The 13616-nt window shown below is 42.8% G+C and carries 12 protein-coding genes; 6 read left to right on the top strand and 6 right to left on the bottom strand.

The annotated features are described in order from the left end of the window. Window positions 1–83: 83 nt before the first annotated feature. Window positions 84–2531 carry a replication restart helicase PriA gene (gene priA, locus CAPGI0001_RS05210; RefSeq protein ID WP_040359720.1) on the bottom strand — a complete coding sequence of 816 codons (2448 nt, stop codon included), beginning with the start codon at window positions 2529–2531 and terminating at the stop codon, window positions 84–86. 12 nt (window positions 2532–2543) lie between these two features. Beyond that, complete coding sequence (locus CAPGI0001_RS05215) at window positions 2544–3275, bottom strand: YggS family pyridoxal phosphate-dependent enzyme (RefSeq protein ID WP_002667534.1); 732 nt, start codon at window positions 3273–3275, stop codon at window positions 2544–2546. Between the two features lie 243 nt (window positions 3276–3518). Here CAPGI0001_RS05215 and CAPGI0001_RS05220 point away from each other — a divergent pair, with 243 nt between their 5' ends. Further along, complete coding sequence (locus CAPGI0001_RS05220; RefSeq protein ID WP_002667406.1) at window positions 3519–4259, top strand: Bax inhibitor-1/YccA family protein; 741 nt, start codon at window positions 3519–3521, stop codon at window positions 4257–4259. A gap of 55 nt (window positions 4260–4314) precedes the next feature. Here the strand turns inward: CAPGI0001_RS05220 and CAPGI0001_RS05225 are convergent, their stop codons facing one another. The 4 genes from CAPGI0001_RS05225 to CAPGI0001_RS05240 all read right to left on the bottom strand — a co-directional run bounded on the left by CAPGI0001_RS05225 (window position 4315) and on the right by CAPGI0001_RS05240 (window position 8403). Then, a complete protein-coding gene (locus CAPGI0001_RS05225) occupies window positions 4315–5013 on the bottom strand; it encodes a metallophosphoesterase family protein (RefSeq protein WP_002667617.1) in 699 nt (232 codons plus the stop codon). A gap of 45 nt (window positions 5014–5058) precedes the next feature. Continuing rightward, window positions 5059–6114, bottom strand: coding sequence for a DUF6892 domain-containing protein (locus CAPGI0001_RS05230; protein WP_002667372.1), 1056 nt, complete (start codon window positions 6112–6114; stop codon window positions 5059–5061). 137 nt (window positions 6115–6251) lie between these two features. Then, window positions 6252–7958 (bottom strand): DUF262 domain-containing protein, encoded by a 1707-nt coding sequence (locus CAPGI0001_RS05235; protein WP_002667479.1) that lies wholly within the window; start codon window positions 7956–7958, stop codon window positions 6252–6254. Window positions 7959–8031: 73 nt separating this feature from the next. Continuing rightward, entirely contained in the window at window positions 8032–8403 is a 372-nt protein-coding gene (locus CAPGI0001_RS05240) for a DUF2493 domain-containing protein (RefSeq protein WP_002667619.1), read from the bottom strand. Between the two features lie 91 nt (window positions 8404–8494). On the opposite strand from CAPGI0001_RS05240, the gene CAPGI0001_RS05245 reads away from it, so the two are divergent. From CAPGI0001_RS05245 to coaBC, 5 genes are all read left to right on the top strand, one after another. Next, window positions 8495–9442, top strand: a complete 948-nt coding sequence (locus CAPGI0001_RS05245; protein ID WP_002667460.1) for a helix-turn-helix transcriptional regulator — start codon at window positions 8495–8497, stop codon at window positions 9440–9442. Between the two features lie 84 nt (window positions 9443–9526). Beyond that, on the top strand, window positions 9527–10987 hold the full coding sequence (locus CAPGI0001_RS05250) for an aminoacyl-histidine dipeptidase (protein ID WP_002667260.1): 1461 nt from the start codon (window positions 9527–9529) through the stop codon (window positions 10985–10987). A gap of 271 nt (window positions 10988–11258) precedes the next feature. Beyond that, complete coding sequence (locus tag CAPGI0001_RS05255; protein ID WP_081451920.1) at window positions 11259–12059, top strand: outer membrane protein assembly factor BamD; 801 nt, start codon at window positions 11259–11261, stop codon at window positions 12057–12059. Then, window positions 12056–12406: a DNA-directed RNA polymerase subunit omega gene (locus CAPGI0001_RS05260; RefSeq protein ID WP_002667417.1), complete on the top strand. Its 351-nt coding sequence runs from the start codon at window positions 12056–12058 to the stop codon at window positions 12404–12406. Before CAPGI0001_RS05255 ends, CAPGI0001_RS05260 begins: the two co-directional genes overlap by 4 nt. Beyond that, the gene (gene coaBC / locus CAPGI0001_RS05265) at window positions 12384–13610 is read left to right on the top strand and encodes a bifunctional phosphopantothenoylcysteine decarboxylase/phosphopantothenate--cysteine ligase CoaBC (RefSeq protein WP_002667595.1); all 1227 of its coding nucleotides are present in this window, start codon (window positions 12384–12386) and stop codon (window positions 13608–13610) included. Before CAPGI0001_RS05260 ends, coaBC begins: the two co-directional genes overlap by 23 nt. The last annotated feature ends 6 nt before the right edge of the window (window positions 13611–13616 follow it).

Here is a 13616-nt window from a genome sequence, read left to right on the forward strand (position 1 = left end):
GATTTATTGTGTCTTAACGAAATAGATTCTACAAAAAAATCAACTCTTGATTTGTTTTATTACCTGTCTCCTCTTCCCTATTTTTAAGGATCTACATTGTAGGAAAGCATTACAGGGCGGAAAAGTGCGGTGGAGTAGAAACTCTGTTCCAAGCGAAGGATATAGTCCTTAACCACGGATAAAGGTACTTTAGGGGCTATCTTGAGCAAGATATGCTTGATATACTCATTGCGAATACGCGAGATAGGGGGAAACTCTGCCCCAAGTACTTCCACGGGATAGCCAGTGAGCCCTGTACGCAAGCCATCGGCAAACCACTGTCCAGCCTGATTGATACGCTCAAGTTCCCTATGACGGAAAATGATGCGCACCAAGCGATAGTAGGGAGGATAGTGAAAATCGGAGCGTTCTGTGAGCTGTGCTGTCATCATAGCCGTATACTCCCCTTGCTGAATCCTTTGTAGGGTCTCTTGGAAAGGGTTATAGGTCTGTATGAGCACGCGTCCTTGCTCTTTGCGCCCGGCACGGCCTGCTATATGGCTTAGCAGCTGGAAGGCACGTTCGCTGGCGCGAAAGTCCGGCTGATGGAGGAACAAATCGGCATTCATCACCCCAACCAATCCTACCTTGGGAAAGTCCAGTCCCTTACTTACCATTTGTGTACCGACAAGGATATCCGTTTCTCCCCGCTCGAAGTGGTGGATAATCTTCTCGAACCCATATTTCCCCTTGGTGGTATCCATATCCATACGCTCTATACGTGCCTTAGGGAAAAACTGTAACAACTCTTCCTCTACCTTCTCAGTACCGAGTCCTTTTGTCTTGAGGGAACTATGCTCGCCACAAGCAGGGCAGCTCATAGGAGTAGGAATGGTATACCCACAGTAGTGGCAGCGCAATTGGTTCTGCAATTGGTGATAGGTGAGGGAGACATCACAGTTGGGACACTGGGGAATCGTATCACATTTGTCGCATTGTAGATAGGGCGCATAGCCACGGCGATTTTGTAGGAGAATCACTTGTCTATGCTGGGCGAGTGTCTGCTCGATAGCCGCCAGAAGGGTATCGGAGAAGTGTCCTTGGGTTTCCTTTTTCTTGGTTTTCTCCTTGAGGTCTACCAACTCGATCGTGGGGGCTTGTATCCCTGTATAGCGCTCAAGGAGCTGTACAAAACCGTACTTTCCCACTTGAGCATTGTAGTAACTCTCTGCAGAAGGTGTAGCCGAGCCTAAGAGTGTCTTTGCCCCGTGTAAGTGTGCCAACATCAGTGCGGTATCCCTTACCTGAAATCGTGGGGGGGTCTGTTCCTGCTTATAGGAAAGATCGTGTTCCTCATCGACAATGACCAGTCCCAAGTCGTGGAAAGGTAAGCAGACAGCGGCTCTTACCCCGAGCACAAACTGTGCCTTGGGCTTATTGGCCAAGACATTGTTCCACACCTCGACCCGCTCATGGGAAGAGTATTTGCCATGATAGACACTCATTTTGTCCCCGAAGAAATGTTCCAAACGGTTCATCAGCTGTACGCTGAGGCCTACTTCAGGAACTAAGTAGAGAACGCTTTTCCCCTGAGCGAGTGTTTGCTCTATGAGCTGACTATAAAGGAGCGTTTTCCCCGAAGCAGCCACCCCTTGTAGTAGAACTGTATTCTTCTGAGAGAATTGCTCCTGTACCTCTTCTAACGCCTTTTCCTGAGCAGGAGTGAGCTCCCATGTATCGCTATCGGAGGCAAAAGAGACCCTATCCACCGCCTCGGTATACACCTCCAAGATTCCTTTTTCCACTATTTTTTTCAGTACAGAAGCACTTACCTCAGCCTTTTCCAAGAGCTGCTGCGGGGTGATGCTGGTCTGTTTCTGAGAGCGCAGCGCCACAAAAGCCCAGAGGAGCTTTTCCTGCGCCTTGGAGGTGAGGGTATCGCCCTCCAAAAGGGTATTGAGCGCATTCCTATCCTCATAGGTAGAGGATAAGCGTAGGTATTTCTCTACCTTGGGTTGGTATTTCTCAAAAATCTTTTCACTTAGGCGAATGGCATCTTTCTCAAGTAATGATTTAAGCACCCCAATGGGATTTTTCCTCTGGAGCACCTTCCCTACTTCCTTGGTTGTCAGCGAAGAAGCCTGCCCCAGCGCCTCGTAGACCAAGAACTCCTCATCGGAGAGAGTAGCGACAGTGATTGGCGTAGAGGTCTTCTCCACTATGGTTTCGCTCTCTAAGAGCAAGGAAGAAGGCATGCCCATCTTGAGCACTTCGCCAAAGGTGGAGAGGTAGTAGGCACTTATCCATGAGAAGAGTTGTAGCTGTCTGGAAGAGAGCATGGGCTGCTCATCGAGAATAAATTCAATGGGCTTGGTAGGATAGGATGGTTTGTGCTGATGTACACGGATGACCACCCCTGTATATATTTTGGCTTTGCCAAAAGGCACCACCACACGCATTCCTGCCCTGAGGAAATCCGCTTGTTCGGGATTGACCTCATAGGTAAAGGCTTGGCGTAGGGGTAGCGGAAGGGCTACATCGGTATAGTACATAGGCGGCAAGGGTTAGGCTTTTTGCTCGTTCCAGTAATAACTATCCGGATAGATACGCTGACCAAAAATTGCGGTTCCCACCCTTACGATGGTAGCTCCTTCGGCAATGGCAACTTCCAAGTCGCCGCTCATACCCATGGAGAGTTCGTGGGGTTGTACATCGGGAAGGTTCAGGGCAAAGATCTGTTGTTGGATGCTCTTGAGCAGCTGGAAGCACTTGCGCACCTTGTCCTCTTCCGCACTGAAAAGACCAATAGTCATCAGCCCACGGATATGGAGAGTAGGCAGCTGTGCCACCTGCTGAGTAAGTGCTAAGGCCTCCTCAGGAGCCACGCCGAACTTGCTCTCTTCGCCAGAGGTATTCACCTGAATAAAGACATCCATCTCTCTTCCTGCCTGAGAGAGCTTTTGGTGGAGCTTCTCGGCTAAGTCGTAGCGGTCCAGAGACTCGACACAGCTAACGTCATACTTGAGGATATCCTTGATCTTATTGGTCTGTAGGTGTCCTATGAAGTGGTTGGTATGTGGGGTTGCCTTGAGCGCCTCATATTTTTCTTTGAGTTCCTGCACCTTATTTTCCGCAATAAGAGTATAGCCGGCAGCAAGCGCCTGCTGGATGCGCTCAGGAGTAACGGTCTTGGTAGCCAGTAGGAGCTTGACCTCCTTAGGGTCGCGGCCAACAGCCTGACAGGCCTTATCGATACGTGCTTGTACGTGCTGAAGGTTGTGTATGATAGTGTCCATTTTTTAAGGGGTTTTAGGGATTTTTAGGGATGCAGGAGGTAAGGGGTTTAGTCCATAAGTTCTGAAAGCTAATAAGTAACTATAGGCTATGGAGAGCCCTCTATCCAGAAACCCAAAAAGCAAGGGCAAATATACAATTTTTAATTGTTAATTGTCAATGGCTAATTGTTAATTATTAAGGAGTATTAATCACTGAACATTAAAAAATATTTTCGTATATTTGCGGTCTAAAATAATGTCATTATGGAGACAAATTACAATTCTGGCTACAACAAAGGTAGCTACAATTCTCATTATCAAAAGGATAATGAATTAGTCGTTTACTCTACAGAAAGCGAAAGAGCGGTGTTCTACCGCAAGACCTATACCCATGTAGCTTTGGCTATTTTGGCGTTTATCCTCGTGGAAACGGCTTTGTTGCACTTGGTTCCTGTGGAGCTTATCGAGGCAATGTTTGGCCGAAGATCTATTTGGCTTTTGATCATAGGTGGGTTCTGGTTAGGGTCTGTCATGGCTGCCAAATGGTCTCATTCGCTCAATAAGAATACCCAGTACTTAGGCTTGGGATTCTATGTGCTTTTGGAGTCGATCATCTTCCTTCCACTGATCTATATGGCGTTGGCTTACGTAGGTACAGAGGTGCTTTGGCAAGCAGCAATTATCACCCTATCGCTTTTTGCGGGGCTTACTGCGGTAGTTTTCATGACACGTTTGGACTTTTCTTTCCTTAGAAGTGTGCTTATCATAGGCGGTTTTCTTTCCTTGGGACTTATCGTAGCCGGCGCCCTCTTTGGGTTTGAGTTAGGCCTTTGGTTTTCTATAGGAATGGTGGTATTGGCTGCCGGAGGTATTCTCTATGAGACTTATGGTATCAAAAATGAATACACTACCGACCAATATGTAGGTGCCGCCCTACAACTATTCGCCTCTGTCATGCTTCTATTCTGGTATGTATTGAGGATTCTCCTTTCAAGAAAGAACTAAAAATCAGTTGTCAGTTGTCAGTGAGCAGTGAGCAGTGAGCATTAATCATTGATCGTTAATCATTGATCATTGACGACTGCCAATACTCTTTGGTATCTATATCCATAAGGGTCACACGCCCCGTGAAGCCTGCCCCTGTATCAAGGTTCCAGATATGATGGCGGCACATAGGTTGGTCTGTACCATAGTTGAGCGTAGGGGTATGCCCTATATAGATTTCCTTATACAAGGTCAGGCGCTTGGGATAATAGGGATCGGCAGGAGGCAGGTCTTCAGGGGTAGCAAGGGCTAACTCCCAAAGTGTTCTGTCCCAATAGAAATTTTCTGTAAAAAACTCATGTGCCACGCCCCCTCGGTCGGTAAAGCCTGCATGTAGGAAAAGACGATTTTGCCCATCCAAAAGGTAGTTCCTCAGTGACTGAAGGAAGTCGATATGTGGCTGCTTGTCGTCCTTGGTATAGTCCTTATATGCCTCTTCTGTAGCCTTACCCCCATGGGAGCGCCAGAGCTCAGACATGGGTTTGCCCAAGAGGAAATCACAGCACAGGGCATCGTGGTTTCCTCTAAGGCAAATCACCTGATGAGTTTGCTGTAGGGCAATGAGATAGTCAAGCACTTGGGGGGTATGCTTGCCCCTATCGGCATAGTCCCCTAAGAAAATCAGTAGGTCATCGGGAGTAACTCGTGCCCGCTCCAAGACCTCAAGCAGTGCTGCATGAGCGCCATGTATGTCACCTATAACGAGTGTTCTCATAAGGTTAGTGATTAGTGGTTAGTGGTTAGTAAATTAATTAACTCATCAGCTCATCGGCTCATCAGCAAATGATATTCCTTTGCTCTTACATAAGTTTCTTACCTCCTCGGACATAAAAATAGCGGCACCATCAATGACCTTTAGGTTAGGAAACTGAAGGATATCCTCCTCGGTAAGGGATTCAATATCAAACACATCATCCTCTCCATCCCAGAAGGGGATCAGCTGGGCATAAATCTCATTGCCTCCATCAAAGTACAATTCTGTCACCAAAGGAGCCAAAGAAGCAGGAATCGGTAAGTCTTGGAACCATTTCTTTACCTCCGGAATGATTTCAAAGTAATACTCCTCGGGGTCTATGTCTCGCTTGGTATAGTTTTCACAGAAATCATATACATCAAACTTAGGTTTTAGCACCTCTTGAACATACATCAGCTCCTGTACAACGGCCAATTTGAAATTAAAGCTCTTAAACTGTAAGCATTTTTCCTCTGGCTGCGGAACCTTCCATTTGTTGGGATCTTTTTTCTTATCCCCGTTCCCTTTCTTAGGGGTGTAGCTCAGCTCATAATCACGGAAAGGCATTGCTTCCTGTGCTACCCGCCCCGCTATCGCTTTCTTAGAAAGGTCTTCAAGCGCCTCACTTAGCTTTTCGGTATAGACACAGCTCACATTCCAACTATCTAAGGCTACATCAAGTCCAAAAGGATCTGCACATCGCTCCTTGGAGATATAGGACAAAGGAGATTTCCCTGCTATGGTAAAGTCCCCCGTAAAAAGTCCCTTAGGGCGCAAAGCGAAGTAATCAAAGGTGACCCTACGTTGCCAATCCTTATCTTCCGCTACCCTACAGGCAAGCGTGGCTAAGGTTCCGTCCTTTTTCTCAAAGGCATAGATACCTAAGCTGTCCCATAAGTACATAGCGCTGTAAGGAGAATCCTCATCCGTTATGGGAGTTATCCGAGGTTTGCCTAAGGCTTCTGTAAGGCGAGACACAGAAAACTCTAATAGGAGTTCGTTATTGATGAGCAGCCCTGAATCACTGAGATCTATATTGACCTGCTTTTTTATTATTGAGTTAAAAAGATTCTTTATGTTCATAGTTATTCCAATGACCAGTGAGATTGAGCCCTCACTTATTTGAGTATGGGGCAAAGATAATGAAAATTCCCCTAACTTCGTAGAGGAGTTAGGGGAATTTTTAGGAAAAAGAGTGTGTAGTACTAAAACTATTATTTTTATTGTTTTGAAAGATGGTTTTCAAAAAATGATAGTAATGTGTCTATTACTTCCTCTTCACGTTTTTCAATGTCTTCTTTTACCCAATCAGGTTTAGGATATTTAGAAAGTATCTGAACTGTAGCTATCATAGACTCGGCATACTTGATTTTTTTCTGAGCAAAATATTGATTTCCTGCTTGTATATTAAGCCTTTTCTCAAAAACGGTTTTGTTTCCTAATTTATCTAAATATAGTTCAGCATCTTCTCTTTCCCAACCATTATAATTAGTGTTTTGCCACTTTTTAGGAAAAATGTGTTCTATATCAAAAGAGTCTATTAGACTTGTTTGACCTTTATCTAAGTAAGCATAAAGCAATAGAAGAGCTCTTGTCATTCTTGTTGAAGAACCTATATTTGCTAAACGTTCTTTCAAAAAGTCTTTATTAAAATCAACATTATATTTTAATTTATTTTCAGCATTTAATGCTATACAAGAGTCAAAAATATCATCACGAATAGCATTTACAGTTGGAGCATATATAAATTTAACAAACAAAAATGCTACAAGTTCTTTTAATATACTATTGAATTTTGCATCAAAATTAAGTGCACTTCTATTTTTTATAAAGAATACACTTACAGGGAATTTCCAAAACTCATTAGGATAGTAGTTTAGACATTGTATATATTTTCGAGTATCTTCTGAAATACTATAAGGGTATGGATCAATTGCTTTATTTGTACCCATATATTTCGCATTTAGATATTTCCAAAAGACAGCAAGATCTATAATATCTTCTAACAGATTAGGTCTTCTAAGTTTTTTATACTTATCCTCAGCATAGAATTTTCTCAATCCTATTTCTCTTGATTTATCATTTTTCTCAGCTCTAAGAACATGTGTATAATATTTAAAAATATCATCTATTGTAAAGTTCCCTTCCTCACATATTTTAGTTAATTCTTTCCATTTATCAGTAAAATCTTTTTTAGCCTCTCCTTCATAAGTTCTGTATAATTGTGCTTTAAATATATCAGAATCTGCAAGAGGCATTCCCCTATCATTTAAAGTAGAAAATATAGTAAGAGCGGTGTCTTGTGTATCACATTCTATAGGAAGGACTACACATTGCTCAAGAATAGTAATGCAAAAATCATTCCAATGTAGAGGGTTGTTCTCAGCATACTTATTACACTGCTCAAGGAAGAATGTATAATTGACAGAATAATTATCCCTATCACTCTTATTAACTTCTCCTAATTTCAAAATTTCATGAAAGGTTTCATTATCTTCTTCAGTAGCTACCTCAGAATGAATATGAATTTTTGTTTTGTCTTCCACTTGTTGTGATATTCTACTCACTTCCCAAAGGCAGGGTGCTATTTGATTTTTAAGTCCTAACACATTAGAATCTTCATTCATCATCTCAAGCTTCTTGTAGAAAGCTCTCAATAATAACATAAAAGAGGTTATGCGCTGTTGCCCATCAATTATTTCAGGATTCTTATCATTATTTGTATAGGAAACAATAGTCCCTAAAAAATAGTCTGAGTGATCTTTTGCTTCTGTTAGGAAAAAGTGCTCAAGATCTTCCCATAATGTTCTACACTTATCAATATCCCACTTGTAGGGACGTTGATAATCAGGGATAATAAATTTTCTATTTTTCAATTCTGAAAAAAGCTCCTTTATACTTTTTTTACTTACAATAAGGTCTGCCATTTTTTTATTTTATTAATTTGCCGACAAAGATACGAAATTATTTTTATATTAACATCCTTTTACCTTATTTTTTTTAATTCTCTTCTATTTTCTCTCTGTAGAATATGATATGTAATTCTTTTTGTAGTTTTTTCGCTTTAGTAATGCTATCTTTGGTACCTTTTGATTGTCCGTCCCAAAAGGCAAATACCACATCGGCGTTTTCAATGATTTGAGTGTTACGCACAAGGGTAGCCCCACGTCCGTATTTTTGGTAATCAGGCTTGAAAACCAAGAGCGGAATGTCCATCTCAGCAGCAAATTGTGCCGCAAGGGTATCGGCACCTTTAGCACCCCCCGATACAATGTTTTCAGGTACTCCATATATAGAAATGTACCTTAAAAGTGTTTCTTTAAATAGGGTATAATCGCTGAAATCGCGTCCCCCAACAATGGCTATATTCATATCATTTATTTTTTATGGCGCAAAGGTCTTTACTTATCGCGCCAAAACTTGTCGCTCTGAAAAAAAAGTTTTATCTTTGCAAAAAAATTAAATGAGCTTAGTCAATAACTTTCTCAGGCACCGTTTTCTTATAGAACGCCTACGCACTGCCCCTCATTCGCTTGAGGATTTTGAAGATGATTTAGCCTATAGTGGAGAATATACAGAAGTAAAGCCTTTTAGCAAACGTACTCTACAGCGGGATATAAAAGATATTAGAGATATCTATCATATTGATATTCAATACAACAAATCCATTAAGAAATATGAAATTGTGGAGGATAATGACCTCTATGCTCAGAATCTTTTTGAAGCATTCGATGTATTCAGAGCCCTGCAGAACCATGGGAATCTGTCCAAGATCATTGCTTTTGACCATCGTCGCCCCAAGGATACCACCTACCCAGCAGGCACCCAACATCTCTCTACTTTATTGCAGGCTATCAAGCAAAAAAAGCAGCTACAATTGCACTATTACAAGTTTTGGGGAAGCAAAGAGGTACAAGTACGCACTATAGAACCTTATTTGCTAAAGGAATCCGAACACAGATGGTATGTACTAGCGATGGATGTGGAGAAAAAAGCGCTTAGAGTGTTTGGTCTTGACCGTATTAGCTCTATTGAGGACAAGGATATTAAGCGTATGTATGCCCCACCTCGGGGGATTGAACGTTTTTTTGATGATAGTTTTGGGGTATGGGTGGATAACGACCGCACCAAAGCCGAAAAGGTCGTCCTCTCCTTTAGGAGAAACGAAAAAGATTCGTTTTTTACGCCGAATCCTGCTGAATACCTAAGAGCCATGCCTTTGCACCGCTCTCAAGTCTTTCTCAAAGATAGCCCTGAGGAGATTATTCTCTCCCTACAGATCAAGATCACCCCTGACTTTGTAAAGGAAATCCTTTCCTATGGCTCACATGTGAAAGTTATCTCCCCTGAGCATCTTGCCGAGCGTATTCTACAGGAGATAAAAAATACCCTTTTATTGTATGCCAATTGAATAAAAATTCGTAACTTTGCGTGCCTCTTCTTTTTAAGAGAGGAGGTAAAAATTGTTAAGTATTAACTATCAATCTATTTTATAATGAGTACAAGCATTAGAGAATTAGAACCCAAAGAGGTATGGAATCGCTTTGCGGACATCAACGGGGTGCCACGTCCCTCCAAAAAAGAACAAAAAATCACTGCCTTCATGGTGGATTTCGGTAAGAAATTAGGTCTAGAGACTACTTCCGATGCTATAGGAAATGTGATTATCCGAAAACCTGCTACCGCTGGTTTGGAAAACAAAAAAACAATCATTCTGCAGTCACACTTGGATATGGTATGTCAGAAGAACAATGACACTGTATTCGACTTCGATACCCAAGGAATAGAAACGTATATAGATGGCGACTGGGTACGTGCCAAAGGTACTACCCTCGGGGCAGACAATGGTCTGGGAGTAGCTGCCATCATGGCCATCCTTGAGAGCAAGACCATCGCACACCCTGCCATAGAAGCGCTCTTCACTACCGACGAAGAAACAGGTATGACAGGAGCTAAAGAGCTCAGCCCTAAAGCTCTTACAGGAGAGATCCTCCTAAACCTAGATACAGAAGAAGATGACGAGATAATCATAGGCTGTGCTGGTGCAGTGGACGTTTCCGCTTACCACGACTATACAGAGGAAGCGACCCCTAGTGGGGTAGTAGCTTACCAGCTTAGCGTAACCGGCCTAATGGGAGGTCACAGTGGACAGAATATCCATATGGGGCGCGGTAACGCTAACAAAGTTATGAACCGCCTATTACTCGGTCAATATGAAAAATACGGCTTACGCATCAGCCAATTGCATGGTGGAGGTTTGCGAAATGCTATTCCTCGTGAGAGTGAAGCTCTTGTAGTGGTTCCTGTTGAGCACAAAGCTGCTTTTGAGAAAGAATTTGCAAAAAATGCAGCTCTTATCAAGAAAGAATTGCACCCAGTAGAAGTGGATCTTTCTATCACCTTCAAGGAAACAACTGCTCCTAGCAAAGTAATGGATGTGAAGTCTCAACTAGCCTTTGTTAGAGCGGTAGCTACGGCTCACTCTGGTGTATATGCTATGAGCCGCAGCGTAGAGGGCTTGGTAGAGGCCAGCAACAACATCGCTAATGTAAAAGTAGAAAATGGCAAAATAGCTATCTTGTGTATGACTCGTTCTTCTGTGGACAGTAGCAAGCATGATTTGGCTACTAGCTTGCAAGCGGCATTCGAATTGGCTGGATACCGAGTAGAATTCTCCGGATCATACCCTGCTTGGGAGCCTAATGCAGATTCTCCTATCTTGCATGTGCTCACAGATATATATGAACGTATGTTCCAAGAGAAACCAAAAGTAGCTGCTATCCACGCTGGATTGGAATGTGGTCTTCTAGGGGAGCACTTCTCACATATCGATATGATCAGTTTCGGACCTACCATCCTCGGAGCACACTCTCCTATCGAAAGAGTATGTATCTCCTCTGTACAGAAATTCTGGAAATATCTGTTGGAAATCCTAAAAAATACTCCTAACAAATAATCAATAATCAATGATTAATGGTTAATGATTAACGATTAATGGTTAATGGATTCAGACGTAATAAGTTGCGTCTCTACTCTGACGCTGGCTAAGACAACCCCTTGATTAGCGTAGTTTTCTGTAGAGACGCAATTTATTGCGTTTTATTATTGCACCCTATTAATTAGGAAAATATTGATCATTAATCATTGAAAATTGATCATTAACAATTGCCGATTAACAATTAACAATTAATCATTGACAATTACAAAAAAATGCGTATCTTTGCCCAATGAATATGAAAGGAAAAGTACTTACTTTTATAGTGGTTCTTTCGTTTGCTTTTTCGAGCTGTGGCGAATACCAAAAGGCTTTAAAATCAGACGATTATGAACTAAAATACAAAGTTGCCAAAGCGCTCTACGATAAGGGAGACTACAATCGTAGTATGCGACTTTGGGAGAAGGTGGTGGGCTACTATATCGGTCGTCCCCAAGGAGAAGACGCTTTGTACATGTATGCCGATAGTTTCTATAAGCGAAAGAAATATCTATTGGCAGGGTATCAGTATGAGCGATTTCTAAAGAATTATCCCCGTAGTGAAAAGGCTGAAGAAGTCTTGTTCCTGCAGGGGAAGTGTAATTTTTTGGAGTCTCCTAAGTACAGCTTAGATCAGGATGCTACCTACAAAGCTCTCGACCAGCTACAAGAGTATATTGATAGATACCCCAATGGTGCCTATCTCAGAGAAGCGAACAACATGGTCTTGGAACTACTGAACAAGCTTCAGCACAAGAGTTTTGAGATTGCCAAAGGATATGACAAGATTCGCGACTATCAGGCCGCAATCAAGTCCTTTGACAACTTCTTGGTAGAGAACCCTGGTTCTACTTTCCGCGAAGAAGCGATGTACTACCGCCTACACTCCGCCTATGAACTGGCCAAAAACAGTATCAAGAGTAAGGAAAAACAACGCTTTGAGGAAGCCAAAAGCTATTACGAACTATTCTCACGTACCTACCCTGAGTCCAACTTTATGACAAAGGCAAACAGAATGTATCAAGATATTTTAAAGAAAATAAGTGAATTATGATAAATTTGAAACGCATAGATGCACCACAAAGCACTATTACCTATGACAAAAACAAGATAGATGCTCAGACAGGGAACATCTATGAAGCTATTTCCATCATAGCCAAGCGTGCTTCACAGATCAATGCAGAAATTAAGCACGAATTGGAAGAAAAATTGGAGGAATTCGCCATTAATAATGATAGTTTAGAAGAAGTTTTTGAAAACAAGGAACAGATAGAAGTCTCCAAGTTCTACGAAAAACTTCCTAAGCCACAGGCTATTGCTGTAAAGGAATGGCTCGATGGGGAGATATATTATCGTTATACAGATGAGAAAAACAATCATGAATATTCTTCCCTCGCTTAAGGGGAAAAAAATACTTATAGGAGTCTGTGGCGGTATTGCTGCCTACAAGCTCCCGCACCTCATACGCTTGCTTGTCAAAGAACAGGCAAGCGTTAAGGTTATTATGACTCAAGCTGCCCATGATTTTGTGACACCGTTGACACTTTCGGTAGTCTCAAAAGAGAAGGTATACACCGATTTCAAGACAAGTGACGCACAGTGGAACAACCATGTGGAGCTTGCCCAGTGGGCAGATGTAATCCTCATCGCTCCAGCCACTGCCAATACCTTAGCCAAGATGGCTACAGGAGGCTGTGACAACTTGCTTTTGGCCACCTACCTCTCGGCCAAGTGTCCTGTCTTCTTCGCTCCTGCGATGGACTTGGATATGTATGAGCACCCCACCACCCTGCACAATATCGACCTCTTGACCTCTTATGGCAATCATCTGATACCCAGTGAACATGGAGAGTTAGCCAGCGGTCTGGTGGGCAAGGGGCGCATGGCGGAGCCCGAGACGATAGCAAGAGCCCTATCTGAGTTTTTCTGGAAAGAAAAGCACCTTTTCCAAGGAAAAAAAATCCTTATTACCGCCGGACCTACCTACGAAATGATAGACCCCGTGCGCTTTATAGGCAATTTTTCTTCAGGCAAGATGGGAGTAGCTTTGGCGAATGTCGCCACCAGTATGGGTGCCGAAGTTACCTTGGTCTTAGGCCCTACCCCTCCCCATGAGATAGATCCTCGTGTAAGGGTGGTCTCAGTAGTGAGTGCTGCTCAGATGTATGAGGCTACCACTACTGCCTTTACCCATACCGATATCGCCATATTGGCGGCGGCTGTGGCTGACTATAAGCCTCAAGAGCAGGCCCCCGAGAAGATCAAGAAAAAAACCGATACACTGACCCTAACTCTCGTCAAAACACAAGATATCTTAGCGTCCTTAGGCAAGAGTAAGCAGCAACAGCTCTTGGTGGGATTCGCCCTGGAGACAGAGAATGAGCTGGAGAATGCCCGAGGTAAGCTCGTTCGTAAGAACTTAGATGCTATCGTGCTTAATTCGCTTAGAGATAAGGGTGCTGGATTCTCTGGTGATACTAACCAGGTGACCTTTATCACCGCACAAGGCAGAGAAATCCCCTTCCCTCTACAGTCCAAGACCTCTATCGCTGAGGAAATCCTCAAGGCTATCCATGAGCAGCTCTTGAGAGAGACCAAGAAATAATTTTTA

The organism is Capnocytophaga gingivalis ATCC 33624 (assembly GCF_000174755.1).
Classification (GTDB): domain Bacteria; phylum Bacteroidota; class Bacteroidia; order Flavobacteriales; family Flavobacteriaceae; genus Capnocytophaga; species Capnocytophaga gingivalis.

Bases quoted from the DNA above. Each gene is read 5' to 3' on its own strand.
- CAPGI0001_RS05240 (WP_002667619.1), bottom strand. From the start codon at position 8,403: ATGAATATAGCCATTGTTGGGGGACGCGATTTCAGCGATTATACCCTA.
- CAPGI0001_RS05250 (WP_002667260.1), top strand. From the start codon at position 9,527: ATGAGTACAAGCATTAGAGAATTAGAACCCAAAGAGGTATGGAATCGC.
- CAPGI0001_RS05215 (WP_002667534.1), bottom strand. From the start codon at position 3,275: ATGGACACTATCATACACAACCTTCAGCACGTACAAGCACGTATCGAT.
- CAPGI0001_RS05230 (WP_002667372.1), bottom strand. From the start codon at position 6,114: ATGAACATAAAGAATCTTTTTAACTCAATAATAAAAAAGCAGGTCAAT.
- CAPGI0001_RS05225 (WP_002667617.1), bottom strand. From the start codon at position 5,013: ATGAGAACACTCGTTATAGGTGACATACATGGCGCTCATGCAGCACTG.
- CAPGI0001_RS05220 (WP_002667406.1), top strand. From the start codon at position 3,519: ATGGAGACAAATTACAATTCTGGCTACAACAAAGGTAGCTACAATTCT.
- CAPGI0001_RS05260 (WP_002667417.1), top strand. From the start codon at position 12,056: ATGATAAATTTGAAACGCATAGATGCACCACAAAGCACTATTACCTAT.
- CAPGI0001_RS05255 (WP_081451920.1), top strand. From the start codon at position 11,259: ATGAATATGAAAGGAAAAGTACTTACTTTTATAGTGGTTCTTTCGTTT.
- coaBC (WP_002667595.1), top strand. From the start codon at position 12,384: ATGAATATTCTTCCCTCGCTTAAGGGGAAAAAAATACTTATAGGAGTC.
- CAPGI0001_RS05245 (WP_002667460.1), top strand. From the start codon at position 8,495: ATGAGCTTAGTCAATAACTTTCTCAGGCACCGTTTTCTTATAGAACGC.
- priA (WP_040359720.1), bottom strand. From the start codon at position 2,531: ATGTACTATACCGATGTAGCCCTTCCGCTACCCCTACGCCAAGCCTTT.
- CAPGI0001_RS05235 (WP_002667479.1), bottom strand. From the start codon at position 7,958: ATGGCAGACCTTATTGTAAGTAAAAAAAGTATAAAGGAGCTTTTTTCA.